Annotated in this window: 23 protein-coding genes; 10 read left to right on the top strand and 13 right to left on the bottom strand. The window is 63.3% G+C overall.

From position 1 onward, the window contains the following. The first annotated feature begins 101 nt into the window (after positions 1 to 101). From lpdA to R0J92_RS08020, 3 genes are all read left to right on the top strand, one after another. Positions 102 to 1,499: a dihydrolipoyl dehydrogenase gene (gene lpdA / locus R0J92_RS08030; protein ID WP_411051306.1), complete on the top strand. Its 1,398-nt coding sequence runs from the start codon at positions 102 to 104 to the stop codon at positions 1,497 to 1,499. Between the two features lie 89 nt (positions 1,500 to 1,588). Next, positions 1,589 to 1,903, top strand: coding sequence for an EthD family reductase (locus R0J92_RS08025; protein ID WP_411051305.1), 315 nt, complete (start codon positions 1,589 to 1,591; stop codon positions 1,901 to 1,903). 54 nt (positions 1,904 to 1,957) lie between these two features. Further along, complete coding sequence (locus R0J92_RS08020) at positions 1,958 to 2,506, top strand: hypothetical protein (protein ID WP_317384389.1); 549 nt, start codon at positions 1,958 to 1,960, stop codon at positions 2,504 to 2,506. Positions 2,507 to 2,513: 7 nt separating this feature from the next. Here R0J92_RS08020 and R0J92_RS08015 read toward each other — a convergent pair whose 3' ends face one another. From R0J92_RS08015 to R0J92_RS08000, 4 genes are read right to left on the bottom strand one after another with little or no spacing between them, the layout of a single operon-like run. After that, positions 2,514 to 3,119, bottom strand: a complete 606-nt coding sequence (locus R0J92_RS08015; RefSeq protein ID WP_411051304.1) for a pyridoxamine 5'-phosphate oxidase family protein — start codon at positions 3,117 to 3,119, stop codon at positions 2,514 to 2,516. Then, a complete protein-coding gene (locus R0J92_RS08010) occupies positions 3,097 to 3,846 on the bottom strand; it encodes a lysophospholipid acyltransferase family protein (RefSeq protein WP_106161686.1) in 750 nt (249 codons plus the stop codon). The genes R0J92_RS08015 and R0J92_RS08010 overlap by 23 nt, the downstream gene beginning before the upstream one ends. Next, the gene (locus R0J92_RS08005) at positions 3,843 to 4,736 is read right to left on the bottom strand and encodes a cell division protein FtsX (protein ID WP_106161684.1); all 894 of its coding nucleotides are present in this window, start codon (positions 4,734 to 4,736) and stop codon (positions 3,843 to 3,845) included. Before R0J92_RS08005 ends, R0J92_RS08010 begins: the two co-directional genes overlap by 4 nt. Continuing rightward, entirely contained in the window at positions 4,733 to 5,410 is a 678-nt protein-coding gene (locus R0J92_RS08000; RefSeq protein ID WP_106161683.1) for a cell division ATP-binding protein FtsE, read from the bottom strand. Before R0J92_RS08000 ends, R0J92_RS08005 begins: the two co-directional genes overlap by 4 nt. A 213-nt stretch (positions 5,411 to 5,623) precedes the next feature. Here R0J92_RS08000 and R0J92_RS07995 point away from each other — a divergent pair, with 213 nt between their 5' ends. Next, positions 5,624 to 6,673: a zinc-ribbon domain-containing protein gene (locus tag R0J92_RS07995; RefSeq protein ID WP_411051303.1), complete on the top strand. Its 1,050-nt coding sequence runs from the start codon at positions 5,624 to 5,626 to the stop codon at positions 6,671 to 6,673. Positions 6,674 to 6,745: 72 nt separating this feature from the next. Here R0J92_RS07995 and R0J92_RS07990 read toward each other — a convergent pair whose 3' ends face one another. The 5 genes from R0J92_RS07990 to argH all read right to left on the bottom strand — a co-directional run bounded on the left by R0J92_RS07990 (position 6,746) and on the right by argH (position 12,661). Beyond that, positions 6,746 to 9,394 (bottom strand): TIGR02302 family protein, encoded by a 2,649-nt coding sequence (locus R0J92_RS07990; protein WP_411051302.1) that lies wholly within the window; start codon positions 9,392 to 9,394, stop codon positions 6,746 to 6,748. 118 nt (positions 9,395 to 9,512) lie between these two features. After that, the gene (gene lysA, locus R0J92_RS07985) at positions 9,513 to 10,778 is read right to left on the bottom strand and encodes a diaminopimelate decarboxylase (RefSeq protein ID WP_411051301.1); all 1,266 of its coding nucleotides are present in this window, start codon (positions 10,776 to 10,778) and stop codon (positions 9,513 to 9,515) included. Between the two features lie 149 nt (positions 10,779 to 10,927). Next, positions 10,928 to 11,074: a hypothetical protein gene (locus R0J92_RS07980; RefSeq protein WP_411051300.1), complete on the bottom strand. Its 147-nt coding sequence runs from the start codon at positions 11,072 to 11,074 to the stop codon at positions 10,928 to 10,930. Next, positions 11,071 to 11,247, bottom strand: coding sequence for a hypothetical protein (locus R0J92_RS07975; RefSeq protein WP_165798072.1), 177 nt, complete (start codon positions 11,245 to 11,247; stop codon positions 11,071 to 11,073). The genes R0J92_RS07980 and R0J92_RS07975 overlap by 4 nt, the downstream gene beginning before the upstream one ends. 22 nt (positions 11,248 to 11,269) lie before the next feature. Beyond that, on the bottom strand, positions 11,270 to 12,661 hold the full coding sequence (gene argH, locus R0J92_RS07970; protein ID WP_207796865.1) for an argininosuccinate lyase: 1,392 nt from the start codon (positions 12,659 to 12,661) through the stop codon (positions 11,270 to 11,272). 20 nt (positions 12,662 to 12,681) lie between these two features. Here argH and R0J92_RS07965 point away from each other — a divergent pair, with 20 nt between their 5' ends. The 4 genes from R0J92_RS07965 to phbB all read left to right on the top strand — a co-directional run bounded on the left by R0J92_RS07965 (position 12,682) and on the right by phbB (position 16,697). Then, positions 12,682 to 13,245: a TlpA family protein disulfide reductase gene (locus R0J92_RS07965; protein WP_106161675.1), complete on the top strand. Its 564-nt coding sequence runs from the start codon at positions 12,682 to 12,684 to the stop codon at positions 13,243 to 13,245. A gap of 156 nt (positions 13,246 to 13,401) precedes the next feature. Then, positions 13,402 to 14,241, top strand: coding sequence for an EAL domain-containing protein (locus tag R0J92_RS07960; protein ID WP_106162297.1), 840 nt, complete (start codon positions 13,402 to 13,404; stop codon positions 14,239 to 14,241). 326 nt (positions 14,242 to 14,567) lie between these two features. Beyond that, complete coding sequence (locus tag R0J92_RS07955) at positions 14,568 to 15,743, top strand: acetyl-CoA C-acetyltransferase (protein WP_106161673.1); 1,176 nt, start codon at positions 14,568 to 14,570, stop codon at positions 15,741 to 15,743. 231 nt (positions 15,744 to 15,974) lie between these two features. After that, a complete protein-coding gene (phbB, locus tag R0J92_RS07950; RefSeq protein WP_106161671.1) occupies positions 15,975 to 16,697 on the top strand; it encodes an acetoacetyl-CoA reductase in 723 nt (240 codons plus the stop codon). A gap of 97 nt (positions 16,698 to 16,794) precedes the next feature. Here the strand turns inward: phbB and R0J92_RS07945 are convergent, their stop codons facing one another. After that, positions 16,795 to 16,944, bottom strand: a complete 150-nt coding sequence (locus tag R0J92_RS07945) for a hypothetical protein (protein WP_317384398.1) — start codon at positions 16,942 to 16,944, stop codon at positions 16,795 to 16,797. A gap of 112 nt (positions 16,945 to 17,056) precedes the next feature. On the opposite strand from R0J92_RS07945, the gene R0J92_RS07940 reads away from it, so the two are divergent. After that, the gene (locus R0J92_RS07940) at positions 17,057 to 17,995 is read left to right on the top strand and encodes a transcriptional regulator GcvA (RefSeq protein WP_317384399.1); all 939 of its coding nucleotides are present in this window, start codon (positions 17,057 to 17,059) and stop codon (positions 17,993 to 17,995) included. A 6-nt stretch (positions 17,996 to 18,001) separates the two neighbouring features. Beyond that, positions 18,002 to 18,898 (top strand): DMT family transporter, encoded by an 897-nt coding sequence (locus R0J92_RS07935; protein ID WP_411051299.1) that lies wholly within the window; start codon positions 18,002 to 18,004, stop codon positions 18,896 to 18,898. 172 nt (positions 18,899 to 19,070) lie between these two features. Here the strand turns inward: R0J92_RS07935 and R0J92_RS07930 are convergent, their stop codons facing one another. From R0J92_RS07930 to R0J92_RS07920, 3 genes are all read right to left on the bottom strand, one after another. Beyond that, complete coding sequence (locus R0J92_RS07930) at positions 19,071 to 19,238, bottom strand: YdcH family protein (RefSeq protein WP_106161665.1); 168 nt, start codon at positions 19,236 to 19,238, stop codon at positions 19,071 to 19,073. 234 nt (positions 19,239 to 19,472) lie between these two features. Further along, positions 19,473 to 20,252, bottom strand: a complete 780-nt coding sequence (locus tag R0J92_RS07925) for a tRNA1(Val) (adenine(37)-N6)-methyltransferase (RefSeq protein ID WP_411051298.1) — start codon at positions 20,250 to 20,252, stop codon at positions 19,473 to 19,475. Then, positions 20,245 to 20,466, bottom strand: coding sequence for a DUF2007 domain-containing protein (locus R0J92_RS07920; RefSeq protein WP_106161661.1), 222 nt, complete (start codon positions 20,464 to 20,466; stop codon positions 20,245 to 20,247). Before R0J92_RS07920 ends, R0J92_RS07925 begins: the two co-directional genes overlap by 8 nt. Positions 20,467 to 20,468 lie beyond the last annotated feature (2 nt).

The following is a 20,468-nucleotide window of genomic DNA, read 5'->3' as shown; positions in this document are numbered from 1 at the left end:
ATCGGGCGCATCTTCATCTTTTCACAAATACCTCGGGGGAGGCCCGCATGGGCCGGGGGCAGCGCCCCCTCCCCGCTCAACTCCAAAGGAGCACATGACCCATGGCATCCTATGACGTCATCATCATCGGTGCAGGCCCCGGCGGCTATGTCAGCGCCATTCGCTGCGCCCAACTGGGCCTGAAGACCGCCATTGTCGAAGGCCGCGAGACCCTTGGCGGCACCTGCCTGAACGTGGGCTGCATCCCCTCCAAGGCGCTGTTGCACGCGACCCATATGCTGCATGAGGCAGAACATAACTTCGGCGCCATGGGCCTGAAGGGCAAAAGCCCCTCGGTCGATTGGGATCAGATGAAATCCTACAAGGATGACGTCATCGGTCAGAACACCGGCGGCGTTGAGTTCCTCATGAAGAAGAACAAGATCGACTGGCTGAAAGGCTGGGCCTCGATCCCCGAGGCGGGCAAGGTCAAGGTCGGCGACGACACCCATGAGGCCAAAAACATCGTGATCGCCTCCGGCTCCGTTCCTTCCGCCCTGCCGGGTGTCGAGGTGGACAACGCCAAGGGTATCGTGGTCGACAGCACCGGCGCGCTGGAGCTGCCCAAGGTGCCAAAGAAAATGGTCGTCATCGGCGCAGGCGTCATCGGTCTGGAGCTGGGCTCGGTTTACGCGCGCCTCGGCGCCGAGGTCACCGTGGTCGAATATATGGACGCGGTCTGCCCCGGCATGGACAAGGACGTCCAGCGCGGCTTCAAGCGCATCCTGGAAAAGCAGGGTCTCAGCTTCATCATGGGCGCCGCCGTGCAGGGCGTCGAGACCACCAAGACCAAGGGCAAGGTCAAGTACCAGCTGAAAAAAGGTGGCGAGGAAGAGACCCTCGACGCCGATGTGGTGCTGGTCGCAACGGGCCGCAAACCCTATGCCGAGGGCCTCGGCCTTGATGCGCTGGGAGTGAAGATGACCGAGCGCGGCCAGATCGCCACCGACGCGCAATGGGCCACAAATATCAAAGGCGTCTATGCCATCGGCGACGTCATCGAGGGTCCGATGCTGGCGCATAAGGCCGAGGACGAGGGCATGGCCGTCGCCGAGGTGATCGCGGGCAAGCATGGCCATGTGAACTATGGTGTCATTCCGGGTGTGGTCTACACCACGCCTGAAGTGGCCACCGTGGGTGCCACCGAGGACGCGCTGAAGGCCGAGGGCCGCAAGATCAAGACCGGCAAGTTCATGTTCATGGGCAACGCGCGCGCCAAGGCCGTGCATCAGGCCGAGGGCGGTTTTGTCAAACTGATCGCAGACAAGGAAACCGACCGGATTCTGGGCGCAGCGATCATCGGCCCCGGCGCCGGCGACCTGATCCACGAGATCTGCGTAGCGATGGAATTCGGCGCCTCTGCCGAAGATCTGGCCCTGACCTGCCACGCACACCCGACCTATTCCGAGGCCGTACGCGAAGCCGCCCTTGCCTGCGGCGACGGCGCGATCCACAGTTAAGCCCAACTCGGGCAACGCGCCCCGGCGCGTCCATCACCAGCGGCCCGCCTATTGGCGGGCCGTTTGCGTCCTACTCAGGAGACATGCCAATGACCATCAGCCTGCAAGTGCTCTACCCCGCCTCCGATGAGGCGACGTTTGACTATGATTATTACACCGAGACCCATCTGCCCCTGATCGAGGAACACTGGGGCGATCTGATGGAAACGGTCGAGGCCTCGCGCGGGCTGGCCGGGGGGCCGGATGTGCCGCCGCCCTATCTGTTGATCGCGACCATCACCTTTCCCGATCAGGAGACCCTCGACACGGCCATGGGGGACAAGGGCGGCGTGATCATTGATGATGTGGCCAATTTCACCAACATCCGTCCGCAGATCCTTGTGGGCGAGTTGTTGATGAGCTGAGGCAAGCGCACTGGTGGCCAAAACAGGTCACCGGCGGATTTTTGGGGCTGTGTTTTGAAGAAACGCATTCTGTTCTGGATCGTTGTCGCAGGTTTTGCGATAGGGCTTGGCGCGGCATCGCAGATCTGGCCAAAGCAATCACGCGCGGAACGTATTGCCGAACTGTTTTATGGTATCTGTCTTGCCCCCATACTGACCGGAGACAGTCCCGACGCGCTGCTGTCGGGGCTGACAAGGACACATGATATTTTGGGGGGAAAAGCTTGGATTGATCCTCAATCTATGAGCTTAGTTGAACGCGAAAAGCGGCGGTGTGAGATTTCCACCTTCGACCCACACCCCCTTCTTTACCAAGATGCGGAGGCCCTACTGCCACTGATTGAGGAAATCGTCAGCGTAGATTTCCCACAACTGGCTTATGATCCTATGGCCAAAATGGGCGATGAGGCCCTCTCCAAAGGGTGGTTCTTGGGGGCGGTGTACTCCCCGGAGCGGTGGGGGATTGCGCATTTCGCCTTTCCCGATTGGGGTGATAGCGCAGGCAGCATTCTCATGTTCGCGGCGCCAAACCGTCCTTTGCTGCGCTCCGCACCGCTCCAGTAGTCACGCATCACCACAAGGTTTTGGCGGCGCGGGGGGCCCATTCCTCATCATAGGCGTGACCGCCTTCTTCGCCAGCCGTCTGCTCGGCGAGGATCTCCCCCATCGAGGGAAGGCCTTCGGCCTCGTTACCAGAGGTCCAGATCCGCGACCGCATCAGGGCGCGGGCGCATTGGCTGTAGATTTCCCGGATCGAGATCACGATGACCGTGCGCGGCAGCTTACCCGCCTTCTCAAACCGCTGCAGCATGTCGGGGTCGGCGGTCACTTTGGCAGTGCCATTCACCCGCACCACATTGTTTGAACCGGGCACCAGAAACATCAGCGACACCCGCCCGTCGCGCAGGATATTGCGCAAGCTGTCGATGCGGTTGTTGCCGTACCAATCCGGCAGCGCCAGCGTGCCGGGGTCAAGCTCCAGCACCACCGGACCGTCATCACCGCGCGGGCTGTCGTCGGTGCCCTCGGGGCCGACCGTGGCCAGCATGCACAAGCGAGACGCCATGATCCATTTGCGATAGAGCGGCGTCATCTGCCGCGCCACTTTTCGTAAAGAAGGCGCTCCCGGTGTCCCGTAGAGCGCCTCAAGGTCCTCAATCGATGCGACGAAGTTCATCTTTGTCAAATCCCAGTTCTGCCATTAATGCATCTGACCGGGCTTCAATGCGTGTTTCCAGCTCGGTCATAAAGACGTCCCGCGGCTCTCCCGGCGGGATCGGGTCGAGAAACTCCACCGTGCCCAAGCCCGGTTTGCGCAGAATGCCGCTGCGCGGCCACAGCAGGCCCACATTGGTCGCCACCGGCACGCAAGGCTGTTTCAGTCCGACGTAGAGCACGCCGCTGCCGACCTTGTAGGACTTCTGCGCGCCCGGCGCGACACGGGTGCCCTGTGGGTAGATCACCAGCTGGCCGGGCTCGGAAAACTCTCGCGCCACATCCTGCACCATCTGGGTGATCGCCGCACCGCGCTTGCCGCGATCAACAGGGATGCAGCCGAGGCGCTTGGCATAGACGCCGATGATCGGCGTCCACATCAGCTCTCGTTTCATGATGAACTTGGCCTGCGGCAGGGCGTTAAAGATAATCAGGATATCGAGAAAGCTCTGATGCTTGGCGGCGATGATGACCTCGCCCGTGGGCACGGTCCCGCGCACCTCGGAGCGGATACCAACCATCCAGCGCGCCGACCAGATCGCCCAGCGGGCGTAGGTCTTGCAGGCTTGGCGCGCGCCGTTCTTTGACAGCAGCGCATAAGGCGCAAAGACGATGCCCAGCACCAGCATCGCCACATAGATCTGAAAGATGTAGAGCAGCGAGCGCAGATATTGAAAACCAAGGGTCACGCGAGTTCTCCGAGACGTTTGCGGGCCGCGCGGGTGGTGGCGACAAAGGCCACTGTCGCCGCGACAGGCGGAATGATGAGCGGCAGCAGCCAGCGCCAGCTCTGAAAGCCCAGCCCGGTGAGGAAACCGCCCTCCTCCGAGGCTTCGGGCATCAGGAATACCCCGATCATACCAAGAGCCACCCCCGCGGCGGCCCCGGTCAGGGCGCGCAGGGTGAAGCGACGCACGAAGGCCTGGGCGATGTAGCTGTCCTGCGCGCCCACCAGCCGCAGCACCTCAATGACCTGCGCATTGGCGGCCAGGGCGGCATTGGCGGCCAGCGTGATCATCGCGCCCATGGCCCCCCCGATGAGCAGAATCGACACCACGCCCAAACGGCGCAGGGCAATCGCGGCCTCCACCAGAGGGCGCCGCCAGCGGGCATGGTCATCCAGCACCGCGCCGGGCACCTCGGCCTGCAGGCGCAGGCGCAGCCCTTGGGCATCATAGCCGGGGTCGTCTTCTGTCACCTCGATCAGCTGCGGCACCGGCAGGGTATCAAGCGGGATCCCCGCCCCGAACCAGGGCGCCAGCAGCGCGGCCTGTTCGTCCGTTGTCAGGGCGCGGGCCTTGGCCACGCCCGGCGTCTGGCGCAGGATCTGCAGCGCCGCCTCGGTCTGGGCGACGCGCTGTTCAGCGGGAGCATTGATGCGCAGGGTCGCGGCGCGGGCCAGCTCGTCCGACCAGCGTGTGGCCACCCGGCCAGAGGCCAGCGACAGGGCCAGCGCAAAAACACAGAGAAACGCCATGGCGCCGGAGACGAACAGCGTCAGCTGGGCGGTGAAGCCCGAAGGCGGCACCACACGGTCCGCCTGCGCATCGCCGATGATAAGGGCCCGCAGCGCGTTCATAGGTCCGCTCCCGCCGAGACGATCTGTCGGTTCGTCAATCGCAGCACCCGCGCCTGCACCTGGTTCTTGGCGGCGCGAATGAGCGGCAGGTCATGGGTCGCCACAAGGATCGTCTTGCCCATATGGTTGAGCTCGACCAGCAGGCGCAGCAGGCGCTGCGACATTTCCCAGTCGACGTTGCCGGTGGGTTCATCGGCAATGATCACATCGGGGCTGAGGATCACCGCGCGGGCCAGTGCCGCACGCTGACGCTCGCCGCCAGAAAGCTCCGGGGGCAGCGCGTCCATCCTCTCGGAGAGGCCGACCCAGTTCATCAGCTCTTTCAGGTTGGCCTGCTCTTCGGTCAGCCCGCGTCCCGAGACCGTCAGCGGCAGGGCGATGTTTTCCACCACCGGCAGGTGATCGAGAAAGCGGCAGTCCTGATGCACCACGCCGACACGCCGGCGCAGATAGGCCATCTGGTCGCGATCCAGCCCCTTCACGTCCATGTTGAAGGCGCGCACCCGGCCCGCGGTGGGGGTCAGGGAGCCGTAGCAGAGCTTCAGCAACGTGGTCTTGCCCGCGCCGGAGGGGCCGGTCAGAAAGTGGAACGAGCCGGGCGCCAGCTGTACCGAGAGGTTGCTGAACAGCTCTCCCCCGCCATAGTTATAGCCCACATCTTCGAGTTCGATCACGATTGCATCCCAGCCCGGTGTATTGCGGTCGTCCCGCGTTCCATCGCGATGTTTTGCACGAGCATTGCGGCAGTTTCAATGGTGCGCAGGTCGCTCAGATGGGCTCAAACTGCCATCTGCGGGGGGATTGGCTCTTTCTTGCCTTTCAGGAAGTTACTATGATTACGGGTGAATTCACTTTTTCGCGGTCAGAAGGCCCACCAAGGAGACCGGATGAGACTCATTTGCCCCAATTGCGGCGCACAGTATGAGGTGCCCGAGGACGTGATCCCGGACGACGGGCGCGATGTGCAATGCTCCAATTGCGGCGATACCTGGTTCCAACCCTCCGCTCAGATGCAGGCACAGGCGGAGGCGGCCCCGGAAGAGGATAGCGCACCGGTGCAGGCCGCGCCCTCTCCCGCGCCAGAACGCGAACCGGACCCTGTTCCGCCAGCCCAGCCAGAGCCGCAGCCCGCCCCGGAACCGCAGCCAATCCCTGAACCACAGCCTGAGCCACAGCCAGACCCCACCCCGCAGGAGGTGCCCGAGCCGGAACCAGAAGACCCCTGGCCGCCCACGCCAGAGCCGGAGGTGCAGACTGCGCGCTCCGAGGCGCCGCAGGAGGAGCCCTCCGTGGTTGTGGACAGCCCCGCCTATGCCGCGGCTGACGGTTCGGATGACGACGACGAAGAGGACGACACGGCAGAGGCGCCGTCTCATATGGCGGTCCCGCCTCCGGCAACCGCAGAGGCGGCGCCACGGCGGCGGCTCGATCCGGAGGTTTCGCGCGTGTTGCGCGAAGAGGCGATGCGCGAGGAGGCCCTGCGGTCTGGTGGAGAGGGGCTTGAAACCCAGACGGAGCTGGGTCTTGAGACCCCAGCCGAAGATGAAACCGCCCGGCGGACCCGTGAAGCACAGGATCGCGTGGCGCGGATGCAGGGACAACCGTCACCGCCGCCCGACCGTCCCGCGCCGGAGGTCACATCCCGCCGTGGCCTGTTGCCAGATATCGAAGAGATCAACACCAGCGGCCCCGGAGAGGCGAAAGCTGCGCCACCGCCCGTGGACGCGGAGCGCCCCGCCCCGCGCAAGAGCGGGTTTTCGCGGGGGTTCCTGCTGGTGATTCTGCTGATGGTGGCGGCGATCCTCGTCTACACAAATGCGCCGCTCATTGCCGAACGGCTGCCGCAGGCCGATCCCTATATCAGCGGCTACGTGGCCTGGGTGGATCAGTGGCGGCTGTGGCTGGATACGCAAGCCAAGGCGCTGGCCGCAGAATAAACGGCCGATACCACAGAGCAAAGCCGCGCATCCCCTTCCGGGCTGCGCGGCTTTTGCGTCGGCATCTCTGCATCAAAACTTGTCGAGCAGCCGCTGCAGGTAGTTGCGTTCGCCTTCGCTGCGCTCACGTTCGCCGGCGCGGCGACGGATTTCCTCCAGCAGATCCCAAGCGCGGCGATAGGCCTGCCCGTTGCCGATGGTATCCGAGCGCAAGGTATCACCGCCCTGCCCCCCGCGATCCCGGCCCAGAGGGTCCAGCGCGTTGCCCTGTCGATTGCCCTGCCCTTGCTGAGTGCCGGGTTGCTGGCCCTGCTGCTGTTGCTCTGCCATGGCCTCGCCCAATGCCCGCATACCGTCGCGCATGGCCTCCATGGCCTCGGACTGGCGGTCGATGGCTTCTGCGTAATCGCCTCCGCGCAGGGCCTCCTCGGCGCCCTCCATGGCCCGGCCGGCCTGATCCAGGCTGTCGCGTGCGGCCTCGCCCTCGGCGCCGCCCAGGGGCAGGCCGTCACGTTGGCGTTGCAGTTCGTTGCGCAGGGTCTGTTGACGCTGCGCCAGATCCTCGGGGCTGTTGCCACCGGCGGATCCCTGTCCGCCTTCGCCCTGCTGTTGCCCCTGCTGCTGGCCGGGTGACTGGCCATCGCTGCCCTCGCCCCCTTCGCCGCCACCCTCATGGCTGTCGCCGCGACCAAGGCCGCCATTGCGCCCTTCGTTGCCCTGGCTCTGGCCACGTTGCGCATTGGGATTGAACTGTTCCTGCAGGTCGCGGAATGCCTGATCGGAGAGGCCCTGCTGTTCGCGCAATGTATCCGCGAGCCCTTCCATCGCCTCCTGCCCGGGATTGCTGCCCTCTCCGGCCTCGCCCTGCGTGACCTGCATATTCTCCATCATCTGCTGGAACTCGCGCAGCGCCTGCTCTGCCTCCGCCATGCGGCCCTGCTCCATGAGGTCCTGAATGCGGTCCATCATCGCCTGCAGATCCGACTGGCTGAGCTGAATGGCGTTGTCCCGGCTCTCGCGCCCGTCCTCCCCTTCGGCCTCGGACTGGGCCTGACGCGACAATTGGCGCATGTAATCCTGCGTTGCCTCGCGCAGCTCCTGCATGAGGCGCGCGATTTCCTCGTCACTGGCGCCATCGCGCATTGCCTGGCTCAGACGTTCCTGCGCCTGTTGCATGCGCGCCAGCGCGTCGCCGACATCGCCATCCTCAAGCTGGTTCGCCAGAGCCCAGAGAGCCGCTGCAATCTCGTCCTGATGCTCGGCGCTCAGCTCTGCCTCGGTGGTATAGCCTTCCAGCCGCTTCAGAATGGTGCGCAGTTGCAGGTAGTTGCCCATGTCGTGAAAGACGTCCTCGGGCCGATGTGTGAGTGTGCGCAGGATCTGCGCCACACGTGGGCCATTGGAGCGCGCCCAGAGAAGATCGCGGCGCTGTTCGATCAGGGCCGCCGCCATGGGGTCAAAGAAACGCCGGGCAGTCAGCGGCGCGGACAGGGTTGCAGGCGTGCTCTGCTGCGCGGCCGCATCCTCGGATCTGAAGCTGTAGGTTACCGGCATATTCGCCCAAGGGTGCGCCGAAAACTCCTCGACCAGCGCCTCGCTGAACAGACGGCGGTCCCCTGTCAGGGACAGGGGCAAGGCCAGCTCGACAGGCGCACGGGGGTCGGGCGTGGTGGCCAAGCCGTGGCGGCGGTCCAACGCGTCCTCATCAAGGGTGATCACGATACTGCCCCCCACCACGCCATAATCATCAGAGGCGCTGAATGGCAGCGTCAGGGTGCCATCTGCGGAGAGGTCCGGCTCCCCGGCGATGGACACGCGCGGGGCTTCATCCTCGATCACCTCGATCTGCCAATCGCGCCCGCCGGGGCCGTCGATGGTCAGATTGCCCGCCTGCGTCACCACAAAGCTCTGCTCGGGTTCGGAGGCAGAGGGCAGCTCTCCGGTGCGGCCGGAGATGGTCTCGGCCAGGGTCAGATCGCCAACCTCGCCATAAAACCGCAGGGTTATCTGGCTGTTGTCGGGAATGCGCAGCGACGGGTCCGTCATGTCACCGAGGTAAAGCGTTGGCAGACCGGTATAGCGCGGCGGCTCCACCCAGCCTTCCCACGTCGGCCCCGAGAGGCCCGCGGTGCCGCTGCCCGGCATGAGATCAGCGACCGACCCGGTGCGCCACGCAGTGCCGAACAGCGCCCCGGTCACCAGCACCAGAAGCGCCACGTAGCGCAGGGCATAGGGGTCACGATCCGCGATGCGCAGGTTGGGCGCCGGCGCCTCGGCCTGCGCCGCGCGGGCTGCCATTCGATCCTGATGGGCGCGCCACAGCGCGATGGAGGCGGGATCCCGCGCACCGGAGGCCTGGGTGTCCAGAATCGCGGCAATCGGGCGGCCCGGAAGGGTCTCGTCCAGTCGCAACAGCGCCTCGTACCGAGTCGGCCAGCGAAAACGCCATGCTCCCCAGATCAGCGCGGCGACGGCGCCTGTTGCCACCAGAACAGCCAGTGTCCAGACGGCCTCCAGCAGGATCCAGTCGAGTATCCCCAGCAGCACCAGACCAAGCGCCAGAAACAGGATCGTGGCCAGCGGCCAGAAGGCGCGCCAGATCCGCTCTGCCACCATACCCAGACGCGTAAACGTCAATGCACGGCGCAGCGGTGCCAGCGCCGCCGCGCTCTGGGTCGGGTGCTCCTCGACAGCTGTGTCGGGGGGGATGTGCTCGGTCATACCGCTCTGCCTCCGCGCGCGGCCCGGCAAAGACGGGGCCGCCTGTCGTGTGGCCACTGCCCCCGGAGGCCCGACCGCATGTGTGGCTTCACATGCGCGGTCGGGACTGCCGTGACGGTCAGAGCCACTCCGGGATGGTATCGCGATTTATCATGTCGTCAAAGGTCGGGCGTTGCCGAATGACTGCAAATTGATCGCCATGCACCAGAACCTCGGGGATCAGCGGGCGGGAGTTATACTCGCTCGACATCACCGCGCCATAGGCCCCGGCACTGCGAAAGGCGACCATATCCCCCGCTTCCAATGGCGGCATAAGCCGCGCCTTGGCAAAGGTGTCGCCGCTTTCACAGACAGGACCGACGATATCATAGGGCTGCGGCTCAACGCCGGGCGTGGCTTCGGTGACGGGCACGATATCGTGGTAGGCCTCGTACATCGCCGGGCGGATCAGGTCATTCATCGCACCGTCGAGGATCAGGAAATCGCGACCTTCGCCGTGTTTCACGTAGATCACCTTGGACACCATCAAACCCGCATTGCCGGCAATCAACCGGCCCGGCTCGATTTCGATTTCGCAATTCAGATGGCCCAGCTCTTCCTTGATCATCTGGCCGTATTCGACCGGCAGCGGCGGGGCTTCATTTGATCGCGTGTAGGGAATGCCCAGCCCGCCCCCAAGATCGAGGCGGCGGATATCGTGGCCATCCTCGCGCAAGGCCTGCGTCAGATCCGCAACCTTTTGATAAGCAAGGCGGAACGGGTCGAGATCCGTGAGCTGAGAGCCAATGTGAACGTCGATCCCGATGACCTCAAGCCCCGGCAGGCTGGCGGCATGGGCGTAGACCTCGCGGGCGCGCGCAATGGGGATGCCGAACTTGTTTTCCGATTTTCCCGTCGCAATCTTGGCGTGGGTTTTGGCGTCCACATCCGGGTTCACCCGCACGGTGATCGGCGCGGTCGTGCCCAGCTCCAAAGCGACGGCGTTGATCACCTCCATCTCCGGCTCGGACTCGACGTTGAACTGGCGGATGCCGCCGCTCAGCGCGTAACGGATTTCGTCAGCCGTCTTGCCAACGCCGGAAAAGACGATCTTGTCGCCCGGCACGCCTGCGGCTTTGGCGCGACGGTATTCGCCCTCGCTCACCACATCCATGCCCGCGCCCGCCTCGGCCAGCGTCTTCAGGATGGCCTGATTGGAGGCCGCCTTCATCGCGTAGCAGACCAGATGGTCGGTGCCCTCCAATGCCTCGTCGAACAGGCGGAAATGGCGCAGCAACGTCGCGGTGGAATAGACGTAGAACGGCGTGCCCACCGTAGCGGCAATCTCGGCTACGGGGACATCTTCGGCGTGCAAAACGCCATCGCGATAGAGAAAATGATCCATGGCCCGCGTTTAGGGCAAAAACAGACCCTTGGGCAAATGATTCCAATGTGCGGGTACAGTCTTTGCAGCCGCTGCGGGCTGGACCTGCCGTTTTATCGAGAGGGGTGGCGGTGGTTCACCGTTACCGGCAGGACGCGAGGCAGGCCATGTCAGTCGCCCAGAACAACGCCCACGCGGGCTTCGCCCGAGATATGAATGCCCGGCTCTGTTGGCTCTGAGCGTTGTTTCAGGGGCGCGCCAGAGTAATCGCAGCCCGCCACAACGGCCAGACACAGGATCAATGCAGTGCGGATCATAGGCCGATACTCACGGAAACGGGGCCTTTGCTGACCCCCACCGCGCCACCCAGATGGACGCCGCTGCCAGAGATCCCGAGACCCGCATTCAGGCTCGGGCGCACGGGTTCGCCGTCCACACCGCAGGCGGTGAGCGACAGAACAAGACCGAGAGCAATCAGAACACGGGTCATAGGGGTCTCCTAAAAGCGGGCCTCAGCCCAGGATCTCTTTCCAGCGGGCGACCTGCGCGCGCACTTCAATGGGCGCGGTGCCCCCGTAGGACGTGCGCGAATTCACCGAATTCTCCACACCCAACACGGTAAAGATATCCTCGGTGATGCCGTCATGCACGCTTTTCATGTCCTCAAGGCTGAGATCTGGCAGATCCACGCCGCGCGACTCGGCCATCGCCACCAGCGCGCCGGTCACATGGTGGGCATCGCGGAACGGCACCTTGAGCACCCGCACCATCCAATCCGCCAGATCGGTGGCGGTGGAGAAGCCGGACCCAGCCGCCGCGGCGAGGCTGTCGCGGTTGGCGCTCATGTCCTTGACCATGCCCTGCATCGCCGCCAGCGCCAGCATCCAGTTGTCGGCGGCATCAAAGACCTGTTCCTTGTCTTCCTGCATGTCCTTGGAATAGGCCAGCGGCAGCCCCTTCATCACCATCATCAGCGCGGTGTTTGCGCCAAAGATCCGGCCCACCTTGGCGCGGATCAGCTCGGCGGCGTCGGGGTTCTTCTTCTGCGGCATGATCGAGGAACCGGTGGAGAAGCGGTCCGACAGGGTCACAAAACGGAACTGTGCCGACGACCAGATCACCAGCTCCTCGGCAAAACGGCTGAGGTGCATGGCGCAAATCGAGGCGACGGACAGGAACTCCAGCGCGAAATCGCGATCCGACACGGCATCCAGCGAGTTGGCGGTGGGGCGGTCAAAGCCCAAGGCGTTGGCGGTCATGTCGCGGTCGATCGGAAAGGAGGTCCCGGCGAGCGCGGCAGAGCCAAGCGGCGATTCGTTCATCCGGGCGCGCGCATCGCGGACACGGGACAGATCACGGCCAAACATCTCGACATAAGCCATCATGTGGTGGCCCCAGGTCACCGGCTGTGCAACCTGCAGGTGGGTGAAGCCCGGCATCACCCAGTCGGCACCCGCCTCGGCCTGGTCGACCAGTGCGGCGATCAGCGCCTCCAGCCCCTTGGCGGCGGCGTCCAGCTGGTCGCGCACCCAGAGTTTGAAGTCGGTCGCCACCTGATCGTTGCGCGAGCGGCCCGTGTGCAGACGGCCCGCCGGTTCGCCGATGATCTCCTTCAGGCGCGATTCGACGTTCATGTGGATGTCTTCCAGCGCGGTGGAGAACTGGAACTGACCGCTTTCAATCTCTGACAAAACGGTGAGCAGGCCTTCACGGATCGCCTCGGCATCATTATCCGTAATCACACCGGCCGCGGCGAGCATCGCCGCATGAGCCCGAGAGCCCGCGATGTCCTGTGCTGCCATGCGCTGGTCGAACCCGATCGAGGCGTTGATCGCCTCCATGATCGCGTCCGGTCCGGCGGCAAAGCGGCCGCCCCACATCTGGTTCGAGGTCTTGTCTGTCATGGCCCAACCCTGGAGATACTATGCGTCTTGTTCGTCAGCTTTCCCTTTATATGGCCCTTGCCCTCGGTGCAAATGCCGCCTTCGCCGCCGATCTTAGCACCGTCGAGGCCCTGCGCGAGGGCGACATGCAGAAATTGGTTTTCCACAGTGAGGCCAAACCGGCCTCTGACGCGGCTTTCGAGCTGGCAGATGATGCCGGTCAGGCGCATCTGTCTGACTATGAAGGCAAATATGTGCTGGTGAACTTCTGGGCCACCTGGTGCCCGCCCTGTCGCAAGGAAATGCCGATGCTCTCGGCCCTGCAGGACGAATTCGGCGGCGACACTTTCGAAGTTCTGACGCTGGCGACAGGTCGGAACAATCCCGCCGGCATCAAGAAGTTCTTTGACGAGATCGGCGTGACCAACCTGCCGCGCCATCAGGACCCCAAGGGCGCCGTAGCCCGCGACATGGCGGTGCTGGGCCTGCCGATCACCGTCATTCTGGACCCAGAAGGCAATGAAATCGCCCGGTTGCGGGGCGAAGCGGACTGGAATTCCGACAGTGCCCGCGCCGTGATCGGTGCATTGGTGGCAGGCTCCTGACTGCAACTGCCCTGCCCTCTCGTCCCGCGAGAGGGCAGCTAGATAAAATGCCGTTCTTAATCCCCATGCAACTCTTTTGGAAGATTGTAGGGTCATTGGACAACTCGATCGGCGTCCACAACCGCCCGGTCGCCGCAAACCGATGGGGTTTTGAAGGTGAAGAAAAGGCATTTCTGGAAAACCGACATCCCGGAAGGGGCGGAAAACCCGCTCTCTGCAGCCGTAGTGGCCCGGGATCGCAACGTCGTGGACATGGTGGCGGAGGCGGTCAAACACGACCAGACCCTTCTGGCCTATCAGCCCATTGTACAAAGCCACGCGACAGACATGATCGCCTTCTACGAGGGCTACATCCGTGTGATGGACGCCACGGGCCGTATCATCCCGGCACGGGAATTCATGAGCGTGATCGAAGAGCGCGAGTTGGGGCGCAAGCTCGACTGTCTGGCACTGGAGCAGAGCCTCCGGGTACTGCAGCGCAATCCCAACGTACGCATGTCCGTCAATATGTCCGCCCGCTCCATCGGCTACAGCCAGTGGAACAAGGTACTGGAACGCTTTCTCGAAAACAGCGAATTCCTTGGCGAACGGCTGGTGCTGGAGATTTCCGAAGCTTCCGCAATGGCGGCACCAGAGCTGGTGATCGACTTCATGGACCAGATGCAGCAACACGGCATTGCCTTTGCACTGGATAATTTTGGCGCCGGCACCACGGCAATCGGGCATTTTCGCGAGTTCTTCTTCGATGCGGTGAAGATCGACGGGCAGTTTGTCCGGGGCGTTCATGCAAACCACGACAATCAGGCCGTGATCCGCGCCCTGATCGCGATCGCCAAGCAATTCGACATGTTCATCGTTGCCGAATCCGTCGAACGGCAAGAGGACGCCGAATTCCTGATCGAGGCGGGTGCCGATTGCTTGCAAGGCTTCCTCTATGGTGCTCCGTCGATCACCCCACCCTGGCAGGCGGAAAACGACGCGCGCGCCCGCGCCTGAGGTCGCCCGAAGCACCGATTCGCGGCGCTTGCCCTGAACGCGTCAGACCCAGTCTGTTTTTCAGGCTGGGTCTAAGGCGTCCCTGATCTGCCCCCGATGCGACCAGCTGTCTGTGCCGCCTGGGGGCGGTGTCTGCACCATCACAGCCCATGCCGTGCAACGCCGCCTTTTTGCGCGGGTGTTACGCTGCCGCACTCGGAACAGTTGCTGCAGGTGCACGGTTGGGCTATTCCATGGCGGAAGGGAGGAGACGTCGCACAAGCCGGGTGACGCTTAAGCACCCCACCGCGTCGGCGTTTCCGCAGAACATGCAGAGGACTGACCGAATGACCAACGTAGTAATCGCATCCGCCGCGCGCACCGCCGTCGGCAGCTTTGGCGGCGCGTTCGCCAACACGCCCGCCCACGATCTGGGCGCCGCCGTGCTGGAGGCCGTGGTGGCCCGCGCCGGCATCGACAAATCCGAGGTCTCGGAAACCATCCTCGGCCAGGTGCTGACCGCCGCTCAGGGGCAAAACCCTGCCCGCCAGGCCCATATCAACGCTGGCCTGCCGCAGGAAAGCGCCGCCTGGAGCATCAACCAGGTCTGCGGCTCCGGCCTGCGCGCCGTGGCACTCGGGGCCCAGCACATCCAGCTTGGTGATGCGTCCATCGTCGCCGCAGGTGGTCAGGAAAACATGACCCTCAGCCCCCATGCCGCCAACCTGCGCGCCGGTCACAAGATGGGCGACATGCAGTATATCGACACGATGATCCGCGACGGCTTGTGGGATGCGTTCAACGGCTACCACATGGGCCAGACCGCCGAGAACGTCGCCGCAAAATGGCAGATCTCCCGCGATATGCAGGATGAATTCGCCGTCGCCTCGCAGAACAAGGCCGAAGCGGCGCAGAAGGCGGGCAAATTCGCCGATGAGATCGCCGCATTTGTCGTCAAGCACCGCAAGGGCGACATCACCGTGGATCAGGACGAATACATCCGCCACGGCGCCACCATGGCCGCAATGCAGAAACTGCGCCCCGCCTTCACCAAGGACGGCTCGGTGACCGCAGCCAACGCCTCCGGCCTCAACGACGGTGCCGCCGCCACCCTGCTGATGAGCGCTGATGAGGCCGAAAAACGTGGCATCGAGCCGCTGGCACGCATCGCCTCTTATGCCACCGCCGGCCTGGACCCGTCGATCATGGGTGTGGGGCCGATCTACGCGTCCCGTAAGGCGCTGGATAAAGCTGGCTGGTCCGTGGATGATCTGGATTTGGTCGAGGCCAACGAGGCCTTCGCGGCGCAGGCCTGCGCGGTCAACAAGGACATGGGCTGGAACCCCGAGATCGTCAATGTGAACGGCGGCGCCATCGCCATCGGCCACCCGATCGGCGCATCCGGGTGTCGCGTACTGAACACGCTGCTGTTCGAGATGAAGCGCCGCGGCGCCAAGAAGGGTCTTGCCACGCTCTGCATCGGTGGCGGCATGGGCGTCGCTATGTGTGTTGAACGGCCCTGAACCCGGGACAACGCAGATTAAGTGACTAGAATATCAGCAAGACTTGGGGCGCTTTCGGGCGCCCTTTTCTTTTTCGTTCTCACGTTACAATCTCCGGTTTAGTGTTACCTCATCGGCCAGCGTGCGGCATCAGGATGATGCAGCATGTTGGTGGTGAAATTTTATTGCTACGCAATCACCTCGCGTGCAATAAGATTACAAGTGAAGTAAAGAAGTTGGAGGAACTCTCATATGGCTCGTATTGCCCTTGTTACCGGCGGATCACGCGGTATCGGCGCCGCAATTTCCAAAGCGCTCAAGGCACAGGGCTGCAATGTTGCCGCGACCTATGCCGGCAATGACGCAGCGGCTGCGCAGTTCACCGAAGAAACCGGAATCAAGACCTACAAGTGGAACGTGGCCAGCTATGAGGAGAGTAAGGCCGGGATTCAGCAGGTCGAGGCCGATCTTGGCCCCATCGATATCGTGGTCGCCAACGCAGGCATCACCCGCGACGCACCGTTTCACAAGATGCAGCCCGAGCAATGGCAGCAGGTGATCGACACCAACCTGACCGGGGTATTCAACACCGTACATCCCGTTTGGCCGGGGATGCGAGAGCGCGGCTTTGGCCGGGTGATCGTGATCTCATCCATCAACGGTCAGAAGGGCCAGTTCGCACAGGTGAACTATGCCGCGACCAAGGCCGGGGACCTCGGCATCGTGAAATCGCTGGCACAGGAAGGTGCGGCCAAGGGCATCACCGCCAATGCAGTCTGCCCGGGCTATATCGCCACCGAAATGGTGATGGCGGTGCCGGAAAAGGTGCGCGACGCGATCATCGGCCAAATCCCCACCGGGCGTCTGGGTGAGCCCGAAGAAATCGCCCGCTGCGTGGGCTTCCTCGCCTCGGACGAGGCATCGTTCATCAACGGCTCCACCATCTCGGCGAACGGCGGTCAGTTCTTCTCCTGACGGCTGATTTCGACGACATCAGGTACAGCAAGGGCCGGCTCATCTCGAGCCGGCCCTTATCTCATCCCGTAAGTGCCTGTGTTGAGCTCGCGCGCGCTCAGGCCCAGCGGGAAACCCGGATGCCCGGGGCCGAAGTCCGGCGGCGAGCAAAGATCCATGAGATCGCGTCGCGCAGGACCTGCGCACGCGCTTCGTGAGCCCGGGCCATGCCCTGTTTCACTTCGGTTGTTGCAGCATATTCAATCATCCTGGCCACCTTTCGGTTTAGCGTCTCTGTTGTGACATCAATATGCGCATTTGTAGCATTGACGACAAACGAGAGTTTTGAGACCTTCAGTTAAATTATTCTTGAGTGATACATGTCCAGCAACCTGCCCCCACTCACCGCTTTGCGCGCCTTTGATGCTGCGGCGCGACATATGTCCTTTGCCAAGGCGGCGGACGAATTGAATGTCACACCGGCCGCCCTGTCGTTTCAGATCAAGTCGCTGGAAGAGCACCTGGGGGCGCCCTTGTTTCGCCGCCTGAACCGCGCGGTGGAGCTGACGGAGGCCGGAACCGCATTGGCGCCGGGCGCGGATGAGGGGTTTCGGGCACTGGCCGCAGCCTGGCAGCAGGCCCGGCGTGTGCTGGACACCACCTCGCTCACGGTGACGGCGGGGCCTGCGTTGACGGCAAAATGGCTGGCACCGCGGCTCTATGAATTTGCCCGAAGCCATCCGGAGATCGACCTGCGCCTGTCAGCCGGCCTGCGGAGGGTCGATCTGCGGCGTGACAGTGTCGATGTCGCAATTCGATTCGGCTATGGCGATGACGAAGGGCTGGTCTCGCAGGAGGCCCGCGCCGAATGGCTGACGCCGGTGATGACGCCAGAGCTTTTTGCGCAATACCCCACCCCGGACAGCCTGCGCAACGCGCCGCTGATTTACGATGACAGCATCAGTTTTCTCACCCCGCCCTGCGATTGGCCGACGTGGTTCCGCGCCGTTGGATGGGAGTTCACCCCCGGCCCCGGCACGCATTTTTCCAACGCCGATCATGCCATTGATGCGGCCTGCGCCGGTCTGGGCGTGGCGCTGGGACGACGCCCGATGATCATCAAGGACGTACAAGAAGGTCGCCTCGTGGCGCCCTTCAAGGTCGCCATCGAAACCGATGCGCGTTTCCGTTTCCTGTGTTTGCCAAGCACCAAGGACCGCCCACAGATCAAAGCCTTTCGCGAATGGTTCTTTGCAGAAATTGAGAAAACTGCGCATATGTGGGACGATTTCGACATCATCCCTGCCAAGGATCTCTGACTTAAAATGTCCCGCACTCGCGCCACCGCCATCGGCTTTGTCGCCGTCCTGCTCTGGGCGCTTCTGGCGCTGTTGACTGTGGGGTCCAGCCCGACGCCACCGCTGCTGCTGAACACGATCTGTTTCACCATTGGCGGTATTATCGGGTTGATCTGGGTGCAAGTGACCGGCAGCTGGGCGCAGCTGCGCCGGGTGCCACTGCGGGTCTATGCCTTTGGCTCCATCGGGGTGTTCGGGTACCACGCGCTTTACTTCTCTGCCCTGCGCGCGGCACCGGCTGCGGAGGCCGGTCTGATCGCCTATCTCTGGCCGCTGCTGATCGTGCTGTTTTCCGGCCTCCTTCCGGGTGAGCGGTTGCGCCTGGGGCATTCTGTCGGCGCGCTATTGGGGTTTGCCGGGGCGGCCTGCATCATCACGGGCGGCGGCGTCGGCTTTCAAGCGCAACACCTGCCAGGCTACGGCCTCGCCTTGCTTTGTGCGGTGTTTTGGTCGAGCTATTCTGTCGGCTCTCGCTTGCTGGGCAGCGCCCCGACCGCATCTGTCGCGGTGTTCTGCCTTCTGAGCGCGGTCGCCTCCGGACTGCTGCACCTGCTGCTGGAAGACACCGTATGGCCCATTGGCGCGCTTGGCTGGACCTCTGCTTTGTTGCTCGGCCTCGGACCCGTCGGCCTTGCGTTTTATGTCTGGGACATCGGGGTCAAGCAGGGGGACATTCAAATGTTGGGGACCAACTCCTACGCGGCGCCTCTTTTGTCGACCTTGATTCTGGTCGCTGCAGGGATCGCGGCCCCCTCATGGGGGTTGGCACTGGCAACAGCACTGATCACCGGCGGTGCATTGCTGGCCGCACGCGCATCGGGCACCGCGCGCGTGAAGCCACCGATAAATCGCACATTGCGGTAGGCCGGCAGCAGTTTCCAACTTTTGAAATAAATAAAGGCCCTGCGGATTGCAGGGCCTTGGCTGTCTCGGGGTCAAATTTTGCCCCTGGATCGCGTTAAACCACGGCGGGCTTACGGGACTTGGCGCCGGGGACGGTGCTGGACGTGCAGTCGCCCCCGCGCCGCTTTTGTCATCAGGCGTGATGGAGGCGTTCGATCTCATCCTTCAGGCGCAGCTTTTCCTTTTTAAGGGATTTGATGTGCATTCGGTCGGTGGCCGGGGATTTCTCTGCTCGTTCTACTTCAAAGCTCAGATGCTCGTGCTTCTTCTTCAGTTGGTTGAGATGCGAGCTGAGGCTCATGTCATTCCTCCTTCTACAAAGCTTGAGTAATCTACATGGGGATTGGAGCATGCTTCTTTCAACCTGTCACGCTGCAAGCGCACAATTCGGCATGGTTCTTTTGGACAATTTGTAACTTTTGGCTAGTTCCCGCCTATACCGGCGGGCGATTAGGCAGGTCCTGTCCGAATTCTCACATGCCGACCACAACACCAGCGCAAATTGTCACGACCACCTTGTTCCACGGCCACCGTATCAGCTGCCGGGCCAAGGCAGCTCCGCTGCGGAGCGTAGAATCGCGCGCACCGGCGCACTGTAGTCCTCGCCGTCCCGTTCATGCGCCGCACCCTCATGCAGGATCAACGGGGGATGCAGGCAGAAGTCACCTCGTCCGCCCTTGCGGGCCCGCAGGATCACCAACTCAGCCGCGCGCCCGACACGCGGGGCCAAGGGCAAGACCTCAAGGGAGCCAAGCCGCCCGTGCGCGGCCGCGATCATGTCGGGCAGACGATCTGCCCGCTGAATCATATGCAGGTACCCTCGGGGGGCCAGTCGCCGCGCTGCCGTCTCGAACCAGAGATCCAGCGGCGTGCCTTCGCCAAGTGCCGTGCGCCGACCTGCATCCTGGGCAGGGCTATGAGCCCCGGCGCGATAATAGGGCGGATTGGCAATCACATGGTCAAAGCTCTGCTGGCGCAGCTCTGCCGGAAGCGCAGTCAGATCGGCGGTCCAGATGCGGGCTGACGCCGCGTTGGCGGCGGCATTTCGACGCGCAAGATCCGCATAAGGCGCCTGCAGCTCCACCCCGCAGAGCGCCAGATCGGGCACCCGCGCGCCCAGACACAGCAGCGCCTGACCGGCGCCGCAGCCAAGCTCCAGAACCCGCTGCCCAGCCCGGGCATTGACCGCGGCGGCCAGAAACACCGGGTCCACCCCCGCGCGATACCCGGATCGGGGTTGTAAAAGCGTGATTTTTCCGCCGAGAAAACCGTCCGCACTCAGCTCCGCGTCGGTAAACCCAACCGCATCATCCACGGTCGGACACCGGCAGATCATTGTCGCGCATCACCACCTGCGCATCCTCCAAATCATCGGGATGCACCAACAGGCGGCGGGGGAAAATTCCTATGCCGCCCTCGAGCACGCTCATATTTACGTCCATTTCAAAGCAGTCTATACCCTCTCCGTCGAGAAGAGCGGAGGCAAAGGCGATGACCGTAGGGTCTGTGCTGCGCAAAAGTTCCTTCATAT

The organism is Tritonibacter sp. SIMBA_163 (assembly GCF_046535935.1).
In the GTDB taxonomy this organism is placed as follows: domain Bacteria; phylum Pseudomonadota; class Alphaproteobacteria; order Rhodobacterales; family Rhodobacteraceae; genus Epibacterium; species Epibacterium scottomollicae.
The sequence above is the reverse complement of the archived record's forward strand: the minus strand, read 5'-3'. Positions and strand labels throughout refer to the sequence as shown.

Excerpts from the sequence above, each read along its gene's own strand:
- lpdA (WP_411051306.1), top strand. The coding sequence starts at position 102 with ATGGCATCCTATGACGTCATCATCATCGGTGCAGGCCCCGGCGGCTAT.
- R0J92_RS08025 (WP_411051305.1), top strand. The coding sequence starts at position 1,589 with ATGACCATCAGCCTGCAAGTGCTCTACCCCGCCTCCGATGAGGCGACG.
- R0J92_RS08015 (WP_411051304.1), bottom strand. The coding sequence starts at position 3,119 with ATGAACTTCGTCGCATCGATTGAGGACCTTGAGGCGCTCTACGGGACA.
- R0J92_RS08005 (WP_106161684.1), bottom strand. The coding sequence starts at position 4,736 with ATGAACGCGCTGCGGGCCCTTATCATCGGCGATGCGCAGGCGGACCGT.
- R0J92_RS07995 (WP_411051303.1), top strand. The coding sequence starts at position 5,624 with ATGAGACTCATTTGCCCCAATTGCGGCGCACAGTATGAGGTGCCCGAG.
- R0J92_RS07990 (WP_411051302.1), bottom strand. The coding sequence starts at position 9,394 with ATGACCGAGCACATCCCCCCCGACACAGCTGTCGAGGAGCACCCGACC.
- lysA (WP_411051301.1), bottom strand. The coding sequence starts at position 10,778 with ATGGATCATTTTCTCTATCGCGATGGCGTTTTGCACGCCGAAGATGTC.
- R0J92_RS07980 (WP_411051300.1), bottom strand. The coding sequence starts at position 11,074 with ATGATCCGCACTGCATTGATCCTGTGTCTGGCCGTTGTGGCGGGCTGC.
- R0J92_RS07975 (WP_165798072.1), bottom strand. The coding sequence starts at position 11,247 with ATGACCCGTGTTCTGATTGCTCTCGGTCTTGTTCTGTCGCTCACCGCC.
- argH (WP_207796865.1), bottom strand. The coding sequence starts at position 12,661 with ATGACAGACAAGACCTCGAACCAGATGTGGGGCGGCCGCTTTGCCGCC.
- R0J92_RS07965 (WP_106161675.1), top strand. The coding sequence starts at position 12,682 with ATGCGTCTTGTTCGTCAGCTTTCCCTTTATATGGCCCTTGCCCTCGGT.
- R0J92_RS07955 (WP_106161673.1), top strand. The coding sequence starts at position 14,568 with ATGACCAACGTAGTAATCGCATCCGCCGCGCGCACCGCCGTCGGCAGC.
- phbB (WP_106161671.1), top strand. The coding sequence starts at position 15,975 with ATGGCTCGTATTGCCCTTGTTACCGGCGGATCACGCGGTATCGGCGCC.
- R0J92_RS07945 (WP_317384398.1), bottom strand. The coding sequence starts at position 16,944 with ATGATTGAATATGCTGCAACAACCGAAGTGAAACAGGGCATGGCCCGG.
- R0J92_RS07940 (WP_317384399.1), top strand. The coding sequence starts at position 17,057 with ATGTCCAGCAACCTGCCCCCACTCACCGCTTTGCGCGCCTTTGATGCT.
- R0J92_RS07935 (WP_411051299.1), top strand. The coding sequence starts at position 18,002 with ATGTCCCGCACTCGCGCCACCGCCATCGGCTTTGTCGCCGTCCTGCTC.
- R0J92_RS07930 (WP_106161665.1), bottom strand. The coding sequence starts at position 19,238 with ATGAGCCTCAGCTCGCATCTCAACCAACTGAAGAAGAAGCACGAGCAT.
- R0J92_RS07920 (WP_106161661.1), bottom strand. The coding sequence starts at position 20,466 with ATGAAGGAACTTTTGCGCAGCACAGACCCTACGGTCATCGCCTTTGCC.